Source organism: Acidovorax sp. sif1233 (assembly GCF_019218755.1).
GTDB lineage: Bacteria > Pseudomonadota > Gammaproteobacteria > Burkholderiales > Burkholderiaceae_C > Acidovorax.
In genome coordinates this window covers 59,902-75,649 of the sequence record NZ_JAHUWZ010000013.1, presented here as the reverse complement: position 1 = coordinate 75,649, position 15,748 = coordinate 59,902, and the positions used below count along the sequence as shown (strand labels likewise).

General features: G+C 57.2%; 18 protein-coding genes. 10 read left to right on the top strand and 8 right to left on the bottom strand.

Going from position 1 to position 15,748, the window contains the following annotated elements:
- Positions 1-265 precede the first annotated feature (265 nt).
- The 5 genes from KW843_RS25920 (at position 266) to KW843_RS25900 (ending at position 2,938) form a co-directional block, all read left to right on the top strand.
- Positions 266-670: a hypothetical protein gene (locus KW843_RS25920; protein WP_218298004.1), complete on the top strand. Its 405-nt coding sequence runs from the start codon at positions 266-268 to the stop codon at positions 668-670.
- 23 nt (positions 671-693) lie between these two features.
- The gene (locus KW843_RS25915) at positions 694-1,164 is read left to right on the top strand and encodes a hypothetical protein (RefSeq protein WP_060985853.1); all 471 of its coding nucleotides are present in this window, start codon (positions 694-696) and stop codon (positions 1,162-1,164) included.
- Between the two features lie 13 nt (positions 1,165-1,177).
- Positions 1,178-1,756, top strand: a complete 579-nt coding sequence (locus KW843_RS25910) for an RES family NAD+ phosphorylase (RefSeq protein ID WP_060985852.1) — start codon at positions 1,178-1,180, stop codon at positions 1,754-1,756.
- 16 nt (positions 1,757-1,772) lie between these two features.
- A complete protein-coding gene (locus KW843_RS25905) occupies positions 1,773-2,303 on the top strand; it encodes a chlororespiratory reduction 6 domain-containing protein (protein WP_218297998.1) in 531 nt (176 codons plus the stop codon).
- Between the two features lie 128 nt (positions 2,304-2,431).
- Positions 2,432-2,938 (top strand): helix-turn-helix domain-containing protein, encoded by a 507-nt coding sequence (locus KW843_RS25900; protein ID WP_218297997.1) that lies wholly within the window; start codon positions 2,432-2,434, stop codon positions 2,936-2,938.
- On the opposite strand, the gene KW843_RS25895 is transcribed toward KW843_RS25900, so the two are convergent.
- The 4 genes from KW843_RS25895 to KW843_RS25880 all read right to left on the bottom strand — a co-directional run bounded on the left by KW843_RS25895 (position 2,926) and on the right by KW843_RS25880 (position 6,476).
- Positions 2,926-3,897 carry an MFS transporter gene (locus KW843_RS25895; protein WP_218297996.1) on the bottom strand — a complete coding sequence of 324 codons (972 nt, stop codon included), beginning with the start codon at positions 3,895-3,897 and terminating at the stop codon, positions 2,926-2,928. The genes KW843_RS25900 and KW843_RS25895 overlap by 13 nt on opposite strands.
- A 470-nt stretch (positions 3,898-4,367) precedes the next feature.
- Positions 4,368-4,766 carry a hypothetical protein gene (locus KW843_RS25890; RefSeq protein ID WP_218297995.1) on the bottom strand — a complete coding sequence of 133 codons (399 nt, stop codon included), beginning with the start codon at positions 4,764-4,766 and terminating at the stop codon, positions 4,368-4,370.
- 4 nt (positions 4,767-4,770) lie between these two features.
- The gene (locus tag KW843_RS25885; RefSeq protein WP_218297994.1) at positions 4,771-5,376 is read right to left on the bottom strand and encodes a hypothetical protein; all 606 of its coding nucleotides are present in this window, start codon (positions 5,374-5,376) and stop codon (positions 4,771-4,773) included.
- Entirely contained in the window at positions 5,373-6,476 is a 1,104-nt protein-coding gene (locus tag KW843_RS25880) for a ParM/StbA family protein (RefSeq protein WP_255594957.1), read from the bottom strand. Before KW843_RS25880 ends, KW843_RS25885 begins: the two co-directional genes overlap by 4 nt.
- A 486-nt stretch (positions 6,477-6,962) precedes the next feature.
- Between KW843_RS25880 and mobI the strand changes: the two genes are divergently transcribed.
- Entirely contained in the window at positions 6,963-7,448 is a 486-nt protein-coding gene (gene mobI, locus KW843_RS25875; protein WP_218297993.1) for a conjugative transfer protein MobI(A/C), read from the top strand.
- Positions 7,449-8,966: 1,518 nt separating this feature from the next.
- Here mobI and KW843_RS25870 read toward each other — a convergent pair.
- Together KW843_RS25870 and KW843_RS25865 are read right to left on the bottom strand one after the other, a co-directional pair.
- Positions 8,967-10,262, bottom strand: coding sequence for a Y-family DNA polymerase (locus KW843_RS25870; RefSeq protein ID WP_121944332.1), 1,296 nt, complete (start codon positions 10,260-10,262; stop codon positions 8,967-8,969).
- 7 nt (positions 10,263-10,269) lie between these two features.
- On the bottom strand, positions 10,270-10,707 hold the full coding sequence (locus KW843_RS25865; RefSeq protein WP_069105835.1) for a LexA family transcriptional regulator: 438 nt from the start codon (positions 10,705-10,707) through the stop codon (positions 10,270-10,272).
- A 106-nt stretch (positions 10,708-10,813) separates the two neighbouring features.
- Here KW843_RS25865 and KW843_RS25860 point away from each other — a divergent pair, with 106 nt between their 5' ends.
- Positions 10,814-11,434 (top strand): hypothetical protein, encoded by a 621-nt coding sequence (locus KW843_RS25860; protein ID WP_218297992.1) that lies wholly within the window; start codon positions 10,814-10,816, stop codon positions 11,432-11,434.
- A gap of 266 nt (positions 11,435-11,700) precedes the next feature.
- Here the strand turns inward: KW843_RS25860 and KW843_RS25855 are convergent, their stop codons facing one another.
- Positions 11,701-11,961 (bottom strand): hypothetical protein, encoded by a 261-nt coding sequence (locus tag KW843_RS25855; protein ID WP_218297991.1) that lies wholly within the window; start codon positions 11,959-11,961, stop codon positions 11,701-11,703.
- Positions 11,962-12,291: 330 nt separating this feature from the next.
- On the opposite strand from KW843_RS25855, the gene KW843_RS25850 reads away from it, so the two are divergent.
- Positions 12,292-13,467: a CaiB/BaiF CoA-transferase family protein gene (locus tag KW843_RS25850; protein ID WP_218297990.1), complete on the top strand. Its 1,176-nt coding sequence runs from the start codon at positions 12,292-12,294 to the stop codon at positions 13,465-13,467.
- Here KW843_RS25850 and KW843_RS25845 read toward each other — a convergent pair.
- Positions 13,430-14,098, bottom strand: coding sequence for a hypothetical protein (locus KW843_RS25845; RefSeq protein WP_218297989.1), 669 nt, complete (start codon positions 14,096-14,098; stop codon positions 13,430-13,432). The genes KW843_RS25850 and KW843_RS25845 overlap by 38 nt on opposite strands.
- Between KW843_RS25845 and KW843_RS25840 the strand changes: the two genes are divergently transcribed.
- Together KW843_RS25840 and KW843_RS25835 are read left to right on the top strand one after the other, a co-directional pair.
- Positions 14,091-14,630, top strand: a complete 540-nt coding sequence (locus tag KW843_RS25840) for a YgjV family protein (protein WP_218297988.1) — start codon at positions 14,091-14,093, stop codon at positions 14,628-14,630. The two genes, KW843_RS25845 and KW843_RS25840, sit on opposite strands and share 8 nt — an antisense overlap.
- Positions 14,631-14,899: 269 nt before the next feature.
- Entirely contained in the window at positions 14,900-15,736 is an 837-nt protein-coding gene (locus KW843_RS25835; RefSeq protein ID WP_218297987.1) for a hypothetical protein, read from the top strand.
- Positions 15,737-15,748: the final 12 nt, after the last annotated feature.

The window sequence follows — 15,748 nt, the reverse complement described above, 5'->3', positions numbered from 1 at the left end:
AACTGGCCGCAGCGCCAGCCCAGCCGGAACAACTAAGCTAAAAAGGAGCGGGATGTCCCCTCCTCTTTTTTTGAGCCTCGTTTAATGCTCCATAATGGATATTATGGGACAGTACACATTAAATGTAAAACGATTCCGAAGCGCCAAAAACTTAACGAAGTTAACGGATTGATCAGACGTACTCAATTCAACGTAGCTATCTAATCTTGCGAAGTTTTCAGGACCGCTGTACATTTCCCTCTGGAAGCCCCGGACTGGACGACCGATGTCCACCGCGCGACCACAGGAGATCGAAATGCTTGTTTGTTTAGACGGCCCGAGTCTGCCCAGCGCGCCTGCAGCGCTTGATCACTACGCGATCATTCGCCGCAACGGCTGCGTGGTTCCGTTCGAACCGCAGAGGATTGCAGTTGCCATGATGAAAGCGTTCCTGGCCGTGCATCAGACGATGCGGAGGTCATGCACATGGCACCCCTTTTCCTACCCGATGAGTACCCTGTCGAGTCGCGTCTCGCAGTGGTACAGCCACGAACGCCTGGAGGTCCGCTTCCCGAAGATGGGCGGTGGTGCGCGCCTGAGCGCACGCCGCCGCAATAACACAGACCTTCGCGACGGATCTACTTCTGGCTTCTTCTCGGCGGCAAAGCCCAACCTGCGCAACGCGCCATAAGCGCACCACGGTTTGAAATTCCCATGAACACCCTGTCCATTTCCTCACCGTTTGCCCACCGCAATGCCCCAGACCTCTCGCAGGCGTCTCCTGATCCCTACGCGACAGCGGCCCAGTCTGCCGCTGTCTTGCGCTCGGGGGCGCAGTACCGCCGCGAGCGCATGGAAGCCGACGACATGATCACGACCGACGACGCTGCACTGCTGGCGGGCGCCAGCCGGGTGACCATCAACGCCTGGATCAAGTCGCGCCGCTGCATCGGGGTTTCCCACCTGCGCCGGGGTTTCAAATTGCCACGCTGGCAGTTCGAACCCAACCTGTGGCCCATCCTGCAGCCCTTGGCATCGGCCCTTGGCGCGTCCGATGGCTGGCAGGTGCTCACCTTCCTGGAGACGCCGGCATCGGCGCTGGACGGCCAGACACCGCGCGCCGCCCTTGAGCAGGGCGTCCCAGCGAAACACATCCTGGCATTGGCAACGGCTGAGGCTCACTGAATGACCTCGCCCCATGAACCTGACAGACCTCAATCCGCCATTCATTGAACTTCCCGACCGCCAAACTTGGCACCGCATCCAGCGCACCAGCTGGCGCAAAGACAGCGTGCGCACGCGCGGGTTCATCCTCCCGCCCTTCGGTGTTCCCACCGGCCGCTTCGATCTGTCCGACGAACCCACCGCCTACCTCGCCGATAGCGAGTTGACCTCGTGCTACGAGGCGCTCTTTCGGCGGGACACGCGCAGCTACACCCTGGATCAACTCCGGCAACGCTCACTGGTCGCCTTTCGCACGGCTGCAGGCATGCGCCTTGCCGATCTGCGCGGGCTGGAGGAGAACTACCCTGTGCTGCAATCTCTGCGTTACGAGACCACGCAGGCCTTTGCCGCCGACGCCCGGAAGGCCGGTGCCCATGGTGTCATGTACGCATCCGCCCAACACCCGTACCACGCCTGCATCTGCCTGTTCGAACGCGGCGTGGCCAGCATGACCAAGGTATCAAGCACACCCCTCGTGCAACCCGGCACTGATCGCCTCCACCTCAGCGTTCTGCGCGCAGCACTGGGCTCTCAAGTGGCCATCGTCTCGTGAATCAGGAGCGCAACCCATGCCCATGTCCCCCAAGCCGTCAGTTGTCCGCACCGATGCCGCTGGCCTCGCCGCCTTTGAGGGTGACGCGTTGCTGGTGCTGGAGATCTCCAAGCGCGAGATTGAAACCGCCAACATCGCCAGCGCTTTGGAACGTCTCCATGCAATCGCGGAGTCCAGAGAGACCGCCCTTCGCTACCAGGAGTGCCTGGTCATCCAGGTGGTGGGTTACGACACTGACCCGCGCGAGCTGGCGGAAATCCCCGAGGTGCGCGGCTTTTTTGCCCGACTCGCCAAAGAGTGGCCCCACTGGTTGTGGTTCCTGCACAGGCGTGTAGGCGCGATCCATCTGCTGATGGCACTGCTTTGCAAGGTCAAAATCCATCGCCGGGGGACCAGTACAGGGACCGAGTTTCTTGACCGCTACGAGCTTGCCGCCCAGATGGCAGACCTGTTTCAGCGCGGCAACGCCATGTTCGAGGCGTTCGGAATCAGCGAAGGTGAGGCCGAAGCTTCTTGCGAGAGCGCTTGCGCTGAATTGGTCCCCTAGAGGACACCTGTCCAGGCTTCAGTAGATGGTCAACCCAACAGGATCGCAGGGACACCAGACCTCGCGTGATATCAGCGGATTTTCTGGGCTCGTGTGCCCACTACCATTCCCAAAAGATTGAACCGCCCATGACAACTAAACCCGACTTGTCGCCTGAATCGGAACCCGCAAAGGCCGACAACAGCAGCTCCTTTGGGCGGCGACTGAAATTGGAGAGGCTCAGGCGACAGCTATCTCAGCAGGAAGTGGCGACACATTGCGGCGTCGCGAGGACAACGCAGAACAGCTATGAAAAAGACAAACGCTCACCAGGCTTGGACTACGTGGAAAAACTTGGAGAGCTAGGATTCAATCTCCCCTACCTGCTGAACGCAAAACCACCGCCGCCATCTATTACAGAGGGGCTTCAGGCAACCCCTGAGGCACTTGGGAACGCGTACCGCATCGTTGACGAATTCTGTGTAGACAGCGCTGGCAATCGATTCCCCCTGGAAAGTAGGCTTCAATTTTTTCAGCTTTTGTGCATGACCATGCACGAAGACTGTAGAAAAGATTCGACCATGGGCACGCTGCGAGATGCGATCAAGAAATTGCCCGCGAAAGGATCTACCGAGCGAAAAGGTCAGTCCTGGTAGACGGACACACGCCGCAGCGTTTTCCCCAAAACGACCAATTCCACACTGCCGACTGAGTAGCCACCGAGCTGCCAGCGGCGGCTACCATCTGACGCACGCTGCTGCTCCCCAAAGGCACCTGCCATCCGCTGCTCGAACGCAGACATGTCCTCGGCCGTGACGCTGCAGGTGACACCCACCATGCCCCGGCGCGGCTGGAAGTCGAATTGCACGGGCCGATCCACCGAGCAGGGAATGAAGCCGTCGCTCAAGCGGATGGGCGGCGGCATGCCGGCCTGGTAGCCCATGCCACACCCGATACCGCCTCCAAACGAGTAGGCACTGCAGTTGCGGACATCGAAGCCATAGAGATCACCAGCATCTCTGGGCGACATCCCCAGGGGCGCTGCAACCGACACGCCACCCTCATCACCAGGCTTGGCGATGTAGACCATCTGAGCCGAACCGCAGCTGGGGTACAGCCGCACCTTGTAGCTGGTACCGTCCTTGAGCTGGCTGGACACGTCGAAGAAGCCCTCCTTCGAAAATGAGGTCTTCACATTCCACGGACCCTCGTGCTCCAGTACCTTGCTGATGGCCTCAATCAGGCTGGACTCACGGCAGGAGCCGCTTTGGGTCGCGGCGAACCAGGTTGCCTTGGCCTGCGCCGATTTCGTCACGTCATCGGTGCAGCGCAGCCAAGACTTGTCCGAGTTGGCGGCGGCATAGGGCCCCCAGCACCACCCACGGGATTCCGCGATCTCCTCCGCGAAGTTTGCACGGCTGCACGGAGATCCCGGCTTGTCAGAATCCTGTGTGGCCGCGCGGCACTCTACCCGCTGGTGCAGGGCCTCGGCCTGCAGCTTTTCATCGCTCATGGCGCCGTAGGCCTTGCGCACATCTTCGACGGTCGTTTCACCGCAACCGGTCAGCACCAAAGCTGCGGCCGACACCAAAGGCAAGAGGACAGGAAGTTTCATTGGGCTGGACGGTAAGGGGAAGTGGCGAGCTTAGCCCGGAGCGTGCTCAACTGGCCCCCGCTGGCGTCCAGTTCGGTGAAGTCGTTCACGCTGCCCGCCAAAAAACAAAGGGCTGACCACCGGTCAGCCCTTTGGCAAAGAAACGAGCGTAATGTGAGAGCGCTGTTCTTCGCAAAACCCGATCAAAGGATCAGAACGCTCATTCTACACGCCCCTCACTCAATACAAATGTCGGTGGATACTCGTAGCCCCTTTTCAAAAGGTACGCCTGTACTGCGGTGAATCTGACCTTGGCCAGGTCCAGGTCCGTGAATAGTTCCTGTCTGCGTCCATGACGGCGATTTGTCTCGCCGTACCAATGGCGGTTGATTACACAGGCATCGAACAGATCAACATCCAGGCTCAGGATGTACCGGCGTTTTCCACGAACAAATTCTTGACGCATACGCGCTCCGCAGAAACAGGCCTGCCTACGACGACTTGGCGCGCTTGCTGGCGAGTCCCACGGCCAGATCTGTCAAGACCGCAGCTTGCAGGTTCTGCAGTAAATCCTCTGGCACTCTGGTCCAGGCCAGAATGGAATTGGGATATGCGCCTACTGGCATTCCGTGTTCATTGAGGATGCAGGTGGTATTCCCCTGAGTGAAAACACTGCCATAAATGACGGTTACCGATGGCTTCATCATCATTTCCAGGCCGAGGGACTCAAGGTACATCGAAGGGTCGTGGGCAATGACCTCTACATACCGCTCATCCTGAATACCGCACCACTTACGGCAAACCATGGCGACTCGGACTCCCTCTGGGGGGGTGCCCACAGTCCAGGAGCCAAGACTTGCGGACTGAGTGTTTTTCAGATCTTCATTCATTCAATTAACCCAAAGAACGTGCAAAGCTTCGAACGCCTTTTCCAACCCTATTACTGGCGTCGGTCGTGGACGATGCAACTGGAGGCAACTCGGTACTGCTTGGACTACCTGCAATCTCCTTTACCGGGTCAACAGGCTTCGGAAGAGACTTCACGTCAGCTGCATTCGTCGGTAGCACAGCTTGTCTTGAGCGTGGGCTCTCCGACGAAATCTGAGATCTAGGTTCAGGCGCCATAGATGCTTGTATTGCTGGCTTACTCCCGTCCACTACGAGTTTCCCCGTCTCTGAATAGAGCGCCAGAAGTGCCAATATCCTCAAACGTTCGGCTCTAGCGCGCTTAGAAATACTGCTCAACTGATCTAGCAACTTGGGTTGTGTTTCGCCAATAAACACCGCGAACTGGATAGGTTCGAGCTGCCCGTCAACAACCCCCATGTTGACCGGAATGCCCCTGAGAGTTTCTGATCCGCCTTCAAGGTACATACCGATCATCGCCAAAGCCCGAAGCCGTTCTGATCTGACATTAGCCGGAATCCGCGCAAATGCACTATGCAAAAGCGGGTATGCCTCGTTAATTTCGACAACGACTTTCAGGCTTTTGCCGCTCATACTGAAGCACCACCGAGCAGCCAAAATCCACGCGCATTCGAAAGCACAGGATTTTTAGGAGATACCACTTTCAGACGAGGGAATGCCTCCTGAATTGCCTGCTGGAAGAACGAAGATCCACCGCCGACCAGAACGATAACGTCAGGAGACATACTTTCCACGCGAAGAGCCTTTTGAATCGAAGTGGCCGTGACAGACGAAAGAGTTTCACTTGCCTTCTTGAGGAAAGGAGCAAGTTCGACACGCTCACCCATCAGCAAGATGCTTTCCTTTCCGGAGCGAATTGCATTTTCGAGCGTTTCGACACTCACTTTTGCTCCGTGCTCTTCGGCAATAAAAATGCCTGCCTGCTCCAGCAAAACAGAAGACGCTTTGATGCTCGTACCGCTAGATTGCCGCTGCAATTGACCGTTGCTTACCAATACCCAGTCCAGCGAGTAGAAGCCAGGATCAACAACAAGGATTCGGTGCTCATCCGTAATGCGTTGATCTTCGGGTCCTTCTTCCACTTCATTGACGTAATCGAGAAGGCCACCAATGGGCTGCGCGACGACCTTGACCTTCTTCACGTTAACCGTGCGCTTTTTGGTTACCTGATGCTCACCTGAAAACCGTGCTTCCAGATCCGCACGCAGCGACTCATCCTGAAACTGCGAAACGGGAAGGCCGGTGACAAGCAGATCAATCTCCTTCATTTCGGTAAGGAGAAGACCAGCATTGAAAAGTGCTTTATACGAATCAGTTTTCGCGTAATCAGCATGGAGTGAGCGTTCCCACATTTCCGCACGATCTGTGGAGACGCCAGCAACAAACTCCTGTCCATTTACCTGAACATGCAAGAAGTCATCTTGCGAACGACCGTCAAAACGACTCCCGAAATGCTCTTTGGGTGCTGCACCAGCGGGGCGAATTACGGTTTTCAACGCACCGTCAGCTGGACCATACGCAAGCTTCAGATTCGAATACCCGACATCAATGCCAACAACATTCATTACATGATCCCTTAAAGTAAATGCAATTGAATTGTACACGTAATGCAATTGTGTGCAATTCTTGTAGAAGTTCAACCGCAGCGCAGTCGCAGCCCAGTCGGCTTGCATCGGACGGCCTCGTAGCAGTACAGAGTGACCAATGGCCAGCCCCAGGGCACATCGCACGGTCAAAACGACGTGTGGAGCATTGTATGCGCCTCCATCCTAATAGGATGAATCTACCCCCTATTTTTTGCAGCAACTGTCAACACCGGCAGCAGTGCCAGATTGAGCTAGTACATCCATCCTATTAGGATAGAGCCTTGCCTCTGCGATTGCCCACCGATGCAACCCCCTCAATTCTCCGGGATGTGAAAGGCCTTGAAAGTTGTTCATCCTAATAGGATGGATTGGCACCCTCAATCCATCCTATTAGGATTGACACTTTTCCTAGCCTCCCACCTCGGATGCTATAGAATGGGTAGATTCATCCGATTAGGATGGACCAGACCGGCACCTCCATCCTGTAAAAAGCGTGTTTTGAGCAGTACGGCCCCGTGGATGGATGTACCGGGTATCTCCATACACGGTAATGAAATGGATCTACCCCCTGAAATGAACAAAGACGAACTAGCCCTCTATGAAGATGCAATCCAAGGCCTTGAGCGATGCATCGAGGTGCTCTATGGCCAAGCCATGGTCGCGGCAGACGAGTACATGAGCTTTGTGGATCGGGTTGAGGCGAAGGCGACAGGCTGGGAGTCCAGGTCAACACTGCAACTGTCATGTACCAGAAAGGGCAACCACTTGGATCTCAAATGGACGGGAATCCGTTGGTTTGGTCAAAAGAACAACCGACAGTCCATTCGAGTGAGGATTGCGATCAATGAAGAATCAATGACCTATGCAAAGGACCGGTTGAATACCTTTGCCAAAGAATGGGAAATTGATGAAGTGATGAAGACAGAAAAAAAGCTTCAATCCATCAGACGAAAGTCAAAACACATTGTCAAAGCCATCATCAATACTCGTAACGCCATTCGTGTGTTGAAAGCGCAGAAGGGGGATGAGGTTGAGGCCGAGGAAGAGGCGGTAGACTAGGGCCTATGTAAAAGCAATAGAACCCGCAGCTTGACCCACAATCGTCTTTTTCACTTGCACTTAAACCTGGGCCCTATGTAGATGCACATGGGGCCTTTGACATTTCAGACGGGGATGAACGTGCTCGCTTGGTATTTCCCTCGTGGCGTTTATGCTCTACCGGCTCCATCCTTTGTCCCCCGTCTTCTTTTCCCCGAAGCAATCTACGCGCCGTAGTTTGATTCCCTGCATCTCGGGGTTAAGCGCTCCCACAGGCCCCTCCCCTATACCCATTGCGGGCTTCCGAGGCTTATATTGAAGGGGCGAATCCCCCCCTCGCGGAATCGTCTCAATCGCGGCGATAGCTGAGACCCTATGTAGATGCATTTCTATGTAGTTGCGAACCGATTTTGAAGACGGCCCACGTCGCCCCATCAGACCGACAGCGTTTAGTGTTCACTCCTCACTTCCGTAGTCTCAATTTCCCTCGGAGCCGGTAACTGCACCTCTTGGTGCTCGGTATTTGTCCTGTTTCCAGGCTTAGCCTTGCAGCATCCTGGCTCCCCGCTCGGAAATGGCATACGAATTCGCTGGTCGCACTTTCGACCACAGTAGGATTGCGATAGATGGTTTTCGATACGACGAGCAACGCGTAAGCTATTGGGCCTATGGCGACTCTGGCAGTTTGTCCCGCGTCGGGTTTTGATTCGGTGGTATCCCAAGAAGAAATCGGCTCTCTGGGCCCGGTGAGGCGCGGCGGCGCTGAAATCGCTCTTGCGACTTTTTTTACGTACAAGCCGCCTTTTCCCGGTCTTAATAGCGCAGCCCCCCCCCGCGCGACCATATAAAGCGGGAATTGCTCACCGCTGCTCTCTGGTATCCCTGAGGGCCGAGGGTTTTTCGTCTCTCGTAATAGAGCCCCAAGATTCTCTGATGGGCGTCCTCGCTTCCAAAACGCCCTCAGAGCCCCGAAGTAATTCACCCCCCGGCTGGAGCTTGGAAGTTTGTTCTTGGTGCCTCCTGCGCCTCATTGCAAGGCCCGCCCCCGTTTGGATAGATCCGCTCTATTTCGGAGTGTTTTCAAAAGGTGGCAGCAATTTTCTAGCGTAGCCCCCAGAGAAGAGCAAAGCTTCGCGGATTTCCTGCTCCCCAAGCACCCGAGCATGGTCCATAAGCCCCCGCCAGACGGAACCATCCTCAAAATCGCGAACCTTCACGATTTCAGCGTCTAGATCTGCGGCTATGACTTGCCCATACGAGGAACACCCCGGCCCGCAGTCGTATTCGACCAAATCAAGCCTTTTCATCCTTGCATCCCCCGCGAAAGATTCAACAGAAGCCCAATAGTCATTATCTGTTTTCACCGGATAAGGCACAAATACAAACTAGCGATTAAGCCGCAAATCATTTCAACAAGGCAGTATATGAATGCAGGATTATTTCTCAATACGAGCTATCTAGAGGCAATAGCCCCCTGCAAACGCCCGACCAACCGCGAAAATGGCTTCTCTGGCCGAGGCTATTACCTCGCTGGTGCGCCTATGCGCGAGCGACTGGGATATCCTCAAGGCGCGTGGTGTATTGCGGTGTGAGCCGCATCTGCCTGGCTCCCCATGCGCGTTCAGTACCCACTCCCGTTCCCCCGACAAAAACCGTACCCCGCCCGTATCGCCGATTCAATCGGTCAATCGTGGTCATCAAATGCGACTGGTCTTCTGGCTCGGAATCTTCCAAATCGAGTTCACCTTGGTGGAGCGTGGAACTGGCGAGATCCAGCAATATCACGCCCGCTTTTTGCAGCTGGTATCCGTCTTCATAAATCCGGCGCACTCCCGCGCGAGCTGCTTGGACCAGAATGGATGTGTCTGCCGTAGGCCTGCGCAAAGGCACGACTACTCCGCGCGAAAACTGGGGTGGCGGGCGAAAAGGCGAACTGTGGGCAAAAACATAAAGCTGGCCTGCGAAACTCCCCTGCTTCCTGAGTTTTTCTGCCGCGCGTGACGCAAACTCACTCACGGCTTCCAGTAATGGCTCCAGCGTTGTCACCGGACGGCCGAAGGACCGTGTTACCGCGATTTGCTTTTTATCGGTGGGCACATCTTCCAGCGCCATGCACGATTGACCGCACAACTCTCGCACGGTCCGTTCGAGCACCACGTTCCAGCGGCGCCGAACGGTACCAGGGTCCATCCTCGACAGATCCCAAGCAGTGAGCACGCCGGCCTCTACGAGCTGCGCGCCTATCTTGCGGCCCACCCCCCATACATCCCCCACGGCGGTCGCCTGCATGATCGCCTTCAGCTCGTCAGCACTCAAGGTCGCGAGGTTGCACACCTGCGCCAGGTGCGCCGGATAGCTGCCCGGTTTCCTCTCTGCGTCCTTGGAGACGTGGTTCGCGAGCTTGGCCAACGTTTTCGTCGGCCCGATGCCCACACCGCACTGCAGGCCGATCCATTGGCGTATGCGGGCCCGGACTTTGAACGCCCTCTCGGTAAGGTCACCGGGGATACCGTCGCAGCCGGAGAAGGCTTCATCGATTGAATAGACTTCCGTCCGATAGCCAAAACCCGCTATGAGGCTCATCAGGCGCGAGGACATATCGCCGTACAGGGTGAAGTTGGCGGACAGCCCCAGCAGGCCGTGGGACTCGCTCAAATGGGAAATCTTGAACCAGGGAGCCCCCATCTTGATCCCGAGTGCTTTTGCCTCTTGGCTTCGGGCAATTGCACAGCCATCGTTATTGGAAAGTACAACGAGAGGACGGCCTTGCAGGGAGGGACGAAAGCTCTGTTCTACCGAGGCGTAGAAGTTGGATGCATCAAAAAGCGCGAACATGGCCACCTCACCTGCCGCCCCCGCGAAAGCGCTTGATCGAGGCCGTCACGACGCCCCAGATTTCGACTGTCTGCCCGTCTTTCGGGACGATTTCAGGGTATGTTGGGTTCGCTGCCACCAGCTTCATGCGCCCGTACTTGAGCCACAGCGACTTGCAGGTGAACTCTCCGTCCACCACGGCGACCACCACATCCTGGTGCACGGGCTTGAGGGCGCGGTTCACCACCAGCAGATCCCCGTCGAAGAGCCCCGCGTCCTTCATCGAGTCCCCGCGCAGCCGCAGCAGGAACGTCGCCTGGGGATGCGTCACAAGGATGGCTGTGAGATCCAGGCGATCAACATGGAAGTCCTCGGCGGGTGATGGAAAGCCTGCACGCACCACGTCACCACCCACCGGCAGCACCAGCGGCTGGTCGGATATCTGGACGGCTTCGGCGTGGCTCATACTGTGATTCTATCCAGTAGCCGAAAAGCGGAGCAATAACGCCATCCGACCGCCTGAGGTGCCGCCGATATACTGACCCGTTACAAAGCCGTCACCTCCCCTTCCCATGCCTCTCAAAGCCCGCCATTTAGGTCTGTTCGCGCTCCCTCTTCTCGCCTCCCTGGCCCTCCCCGTTTGGGCTGCAGGCCCCGTTGGGCTCGGGTACCTCAAGATGGGGATGAGCAAGAGCGCGATTGAGCAGGGCGACTCCAGCGGCGCGATCAAGCTGCTCGGCCCCCTGCAGGAACTGAAGCTGCCGACCAAAGCGCCTGTGGCCGACGACTACTACACGACCCAGGCGGTACTGCCCTTCTCTCCCGACCCTGTGAAACTCAGTCTGGGCTTCAAGGGGGAGTCTCTTTCGGTCATCAACATCCAGCTCCCCGATGAAGCCATGGAGAACAAGATCCGTGCTGAGCTTGAGGGCAAGTACGGTCCACCAAAGCTGGATGATGGTCGCAAGGACGAGCAGTGCATCTACCGGAACGGCAACAGCTTCACCTTGAAATCGGGCGTGATGTCGGTGGGGTGGACGGACGAAGAAACCTCAACCACCACGGCGCTCAACCTGGTGCACTTCCAATCCTGCCCTTCCAGCCTCAGTGGCGATATGATCAGGACCCAGCCCTCCCGCAGCCTCTCGATTCAGCGTCGGCCAGCCCCCGCCAAGGCCAGCGGACTCTTCTGACCGGCCTCCTCCCCTTGGGGCGGCAAAAGCGCCTTTTTGCTCAAGTGCGAAGCACTCACGAGTGAGAAAAGCGGTCGAATTCAACAGTCGGTTGTAGGAGGCAGAGCGCACGCAGCCTGACCCCGGCTTTCGGCGGTGCATGTAATCCAAATTCACCGCTTCGGGTGCCAATGCGTCCATGGCGCCTTAACGTAAGCCTTTGATTTCGCTTGCGATTTCGGAATTCCGCGTATGGGCTATGCGCATGCGGCCATGGCATCCAGTCTCTACAGGTCGGCGTGCTTGATGAGCATGCAAACCGCCTTGTAGCTCTCCATCACCAGCAACGTGCGCGCACCCTGAGGCGCTCCGGGCCCGGAGCACGCTTCCATGAGCGTCAGCTTTGTCTTCGCGCCCGCCGCGAAATTGGCGCACTCCACATCAACCACCGTGGCGATCAGGTCCACCTGCAGCAGAGCGCTACGCGGTACCACCAGGTCATCGCTGGAATCGTTGATTACCGTGAGGTCGATACGGGGCGTGGGCATATTGGCGCGCTGTCAGTCAAGCCAGGTCATGCCAGGCGGGTTTGTCAGGTCATCCATGCTACCTGACGCCTATCACGGGCATCGAGCAATGTGTGAAGCCCGCCTCGTCGCAACCCAGTGAAGCAGTCGGCATCCGGGTGATGAGCGCAACTTGATCCGCGTTGAAGCCTCCGCAGGGCTTAACAGAGGCTTTTTCCGTGCTTTTCGCCCCCCTTTTTGGGTATCTGACTTTCCATAATCGTCGTTGACCTTTGAAACGGCTCCACCGGTTCGAGGCAGTTGGTCATGAGCCCCTGCGGCCCCCGCAAGTCAAGATGAAGGCGATTTCACATGCATCAGAACCTCCCGCTGCAGGGCATTCGAGTTGTCGATCTCAGCCGCATCCTCTCCGGCCCCTACTGCGCCATGATGCTGGCCGATTTGGGTGCACAGGTGTTGAAGGTGGAGTCACCGCAGAGCCCCGACCAGGCGCGCACATGGGGGCCTCCCTTCCACCGCGAACAAGTCGCTCCACACTTCCTCGCTGCCAATCGCGGAAAGAGACTGCTGCACCTGGACCTGCAGGACCCCGGCGATATTGAGCACATCCGTGGGCTGATCGCGCAGGCTGACGTGGTGGTAGAAAACTTCAAGGTGGGATCGCTCAAGAAACTGGGGCTCTGCAAGGACCAGCTCCTGCAGGACCACAAGAGCCTGATTTGGTGCTCGATCACCGGTTTTGGGGGCTCTGGACCTTTTGCGCACCGTCCGGGGTATGACGCTATCGCCCAGGCCGCTTCCGGCTGGATGAGCCTCACGGGTAACGCCGACTGCGGGCCGATGAAGGCAGCGCCGCCGATCCTGGATCAGTCCACGGGACTTTTCGCGGCGCTGGGCATCGTGGCCAAGCTGCATCAGCGCCAAGCAACCGGACGCGGTGGGTTGGTCGAGGCGAACCTGTTTTCATCGGGATTCGCGCTCCTCGGGCCGTTCGCCCAGTCCACCTTGCTCACGGGCCGCAGCCCGAAGCTTGTCGGCAACGCCAACCCGTTTATCAGCCCCTTCGGCCGGTTCCTCTGCGATCAGGGCTCCTACTTGATGCTCACCATCGGCTCCGACCAGCAGTTCACGACGCTGTGCAGGCTGATCGGAGTGCAAGAGCACGTTGCCCACGAGTTCGCAGACCACCATATGCGCCTTGATCGTGCAGAGGAGCTGAATGCGCTCCTTCAGGGCGCTTTCTCTCGCCTCGCTGCGCAGGAGTGGGAGGAAATTCTGGGTTCGCGGGGTATCGCCTGCTCCAGCGTCAACTCAGTCGCCCAGGCACTGGCCCATCCGCAAGTCGAGCCACTGGGGCTGGTCCAGAGGGATCAGCTGGGCCACCACCAGATTGCCACCCCTGTTTTTCTGGATGGAGCCCCCCTGTGCGCTCTTTCACCGGCCCCCATGAGCGAAGAGGCCATGAATCCAGAAGATGCTTTTAGCTGGTTTAGCGCGCAACCAACTCCCAACGCGGTGCATTTCTAGCCGTCAGGTATGAATATATCTTACGTAGGGTGTCTTTATAGTCCCTCCGTCTCAGCCAATTGAGCATCAGCGAGTCATCGGCGACTTTCACAGTATTCATCAATGTTGAAGGGACTTCTTCAAAGACATAACCCAACTGTTTCATTGCCTCGATATTCGGAGTTCCTTTGGCTTGAGAAGAGCAGAAAAACTCCCAGCCGTCCTGCAGCGCCTTTTCAACGAAACAGGCCCGCAGAATGTGGTTTATGCTCATGCCACGGGCATCTTCGGAAGTTGCCAGACGCATAACCGTAGCGCACGGGAAAACAAGCTCGCGGCCTTCCAGGCTGGCGCCCACCGCCTTCTCCAACGATGGTCTATCGCCAGATACGGCAATGGCCACCGTGCCAAGCAAGCGTCCGGGCTGGTCATGGGGCTCTGCCACAAAGACGATTGTCCCAGCGGGGTCAGATGCCATCTTGAGGCGCTGGTAGTCCTCTGCCGCAAACCATGTCGCGCTTTTATACGCACCAATCCGCAACCGATCCACCGAATCAACATCTTCGGCGGTAGCAATTCGAACGATCAGTCTTTGAGTTTGATTTTCCGCTTGTGTCATTACAATATCAACTATCGGGAGTTTGATGGACAAAGTAGGCTTGATTTACGTCGCAGCTCATGCGACAGGCATTATCGCATTAGTATTGAACGTTGCGGGGCTCATTGTTAAAAATGATTCCGCACTGCGCAAGAATGCTTTTTTGGCATCTTTGTTCACCATCGCACATAATGCGCTTATTGGTTCTGCAACGGCCACAGCGTTGTGCTCAATAATATTTCTTCGGAATTACATGGCCATTCGCCCAGATAAGCTGTCTGCGCGAAAAAAAACGATGCTGTGCGGGTCCTTCATGTCTGCGACCTGGATCGCGGCAGCGGTGACATGGAGTGGGCCAATTTCTGCGGTCCTTGCCGTGGGCAGCTCTTGTGTCACCTACGCGTTCTTCTTCCTGAGCGGATTCCGGCTGCGGCTGGTGATAGGGATGAACTGCCTGCTCTGGCTGTCGAATGCCGTCATCTATGAGTCTCCGTGGCAGTTTGCGACTGGCTGTCTGGCCGCAGGTGCCGCGTTCATTGGGGCGTGGAGGATCGTCAGGAAAGACCAGCAGGCCCAGTCAGCCTGACGCGCGGCGCTGAGCGTCACCCCCCCACGGAAAACCGCCATGAGCCATGGCCCCCGCCAGGCACGCAGGCTGCAGGAGAGAGTGCTTAAACGCAAACCACGAAGTTGCGTCTTGTCGCAAGAAAACACAGCGGGAGCAAAGGCCCAAGTGCTTAAACGCAAACCTGAGGCCCTTCGCATGTGAGCCCGTGCCGCAGGTGGCCACGTCCCCTGTAAAAGCGCTCGCAAGGTGGGGGCAAAATCTACATCCCACCACACAAGGCCCACTGCATGTCCAACCTCCGCGCGTATGTCATGAACTCAAAAGTTCAAGGGGAGTCCTTCAGCGAGGAGGTGGATGGGAAAGTCGTCCGCGACACATCGGTTTTCACATGCGAGGGGCAGCGGTTCATCTTGCAGACCAAACCCGAGCAGTTGGCTGAAATCCTCGTTGAAAACGTAGCCCCAGAGCAGGTGACGGCAACCATGGAGGCCATAGAACGCATCTGCTGGCTACTGGCGTTCGCAACCCAGTCGCAGGTGGCCTGCAACGGACACAACTACCCAGATGGCACCCCCCCCAAAGTTCACAACTCCATCCATCGCCCTGGGCAGAACGCAGATCCCGTCATCGACCCAGCGGATGGCGCTGCGATTAGGAAGTTTGTGGACCAGACATACCCTCAGTACAAAGCCTTGGAGAGCGCTCGCAGCCTCAAGGTGGTGATCGACTACATGCTGCAGGCGGCTCGCCCTGGCCTGCCTATGGAGTGCAAGCTGGTCTTCCTGAGTGTGTTGCTGGAGAACTTGAAGCACACCTACGGAACGCATCAGCAATACGCTTTCAGATCCGGGAAGTTCATAGACCCAGCAACGAACGCCAGCCTCAGCTTCAAAGTAATGATGACCCGCATGTTCGGTGCGGAGGGCATGGCCCCAAGCCTCAAACCTCTGGTGGACCTCCGAAACGAGGTCCTGCACACGGGTGTTGCAAGCCTGACGCACGCACAGCAGAAGCTCCAATACGACGCTGCGACTGACCTGATTCGCGAGTACCTGCTGCGCCTGCTCGGCTTCAAGGGCAACTTCAACGTGAGCCCCACGGGGGGCTCAGTGAAGACGATCTGACCCACCAGACAT

Coding starts and splice junctions, on each gene's coding strand:
- KW843_RS25915 (WP_060985853.1), top strand. CDS start 694: ATGAACACCCTGTCCATTTCCTCACCGTTTGCCCACCGCAATGCCCCA.
- KW843_RS25900 (WP_218297997.1), top strand. CDS start 2,432: ATGACAACTAAACCCGACTTGTCGCCTGAATCGGAACCCGCAAAGGCC.
- KW843_RS25860 (WP_218297992.1), top strand. CDS start 10,814: ATGCCTCTCAAAGCCCGCCATTTAGGTCTGTTCGCGCTCCCTCTTCTC.
- mobI (WP_218297993.1), top strand. CDS start 6,963: ATGAACAAAGACGAACTAGCCCTCTATGAAGATGCAATCCAAGGCCTT.
- KW843_RS25850 (WP_218297990.1), top strand. CDS start 12,292: ATGCATCAGAACCTCCCGCTGCAGGGCATTCGAGTTGTCGATCTCAGC.
- KW843_RS25870 (WP_121944332.1), bottom strand. CDS start 10,262: ATGTTCGCGCTTTTTGATGCATCCAACTTCTACGCCTCGGTAGAACAG.
- KW843_RS25865 (WP_069105835.1), bottom strand. CDS start 10,707: ATGAGCCACGCCGAAGCCGTCCAGATATCCGACCAGCCGCTGGTGCTG.
- KW843_RS25855 (WP_218297991.1), bottom strand. CDS start 11,961: ATGCCCACGCCCCGTATCGACCTCACGGTAATCAACGATTCCAGCGAT.
- KW843_RS25920 (WP_218298004.1), top strand. CDS start 266: ATGTCCACCGCGCGACCACAGGAGATCGAAATGCTTGTTTGTTTAGAC.
- KW843_RS25890 (WP_218297995.1), bottom strand. CDS start 4,766: ATGAATGAAGATCTGAAAAACACTCAGTCCGCAAGTCTTGGCTCCTGG.
- KW843_RS25910 (WP_060985852.1), top strand. CDS start 1,178: ATGAACCTGACAGACCTCAATCCGCCATTCATTGAACTTCCCGACCGC.
- KW843_RS25880 (WP_255594957.1), bottom strand. CDS start 6,476: ATGCAAGCCGACTGGGCTGCGACTGCGCTGCGGTTGAACTTCTACAAG.
- KW843_RS25840 (WP_218297988.1), top strand. CDS start 14,091: ATGGACAAAGTAGGCTTGATTTACGTCGCAGCTCATGCGACAGGCATT.
- KW843_RS25895 (WP_218297996.1), bottom strand. CDS start 3,897: ATGAAACTTCCTGTCCTCTTGCCTTTGGTGTCGGCCGCAGCTTTGGTG.
- KW843_RS25885 (WP_218297994.1), bottom strand. CDS start 5,376: ATGAGCGGCAAAAGCCTGAAAGTCGTTGTCGAAATTAACGAGGCATAC.
- KW843_RS25905 (WP_218297998.1), top strand. CDS start 1,773: ATGCCCATGTCCCCCAAGCCGTCAGTTGTCCGCACCGATGCCGCTGGC.
- KW843_RS25835 (WP_218297987.1), top strand. CDS start 14,900: ATGTCCAACCTCCGCGCGTATGTCATGAACTCAAAAGTTCAAGGGGAG.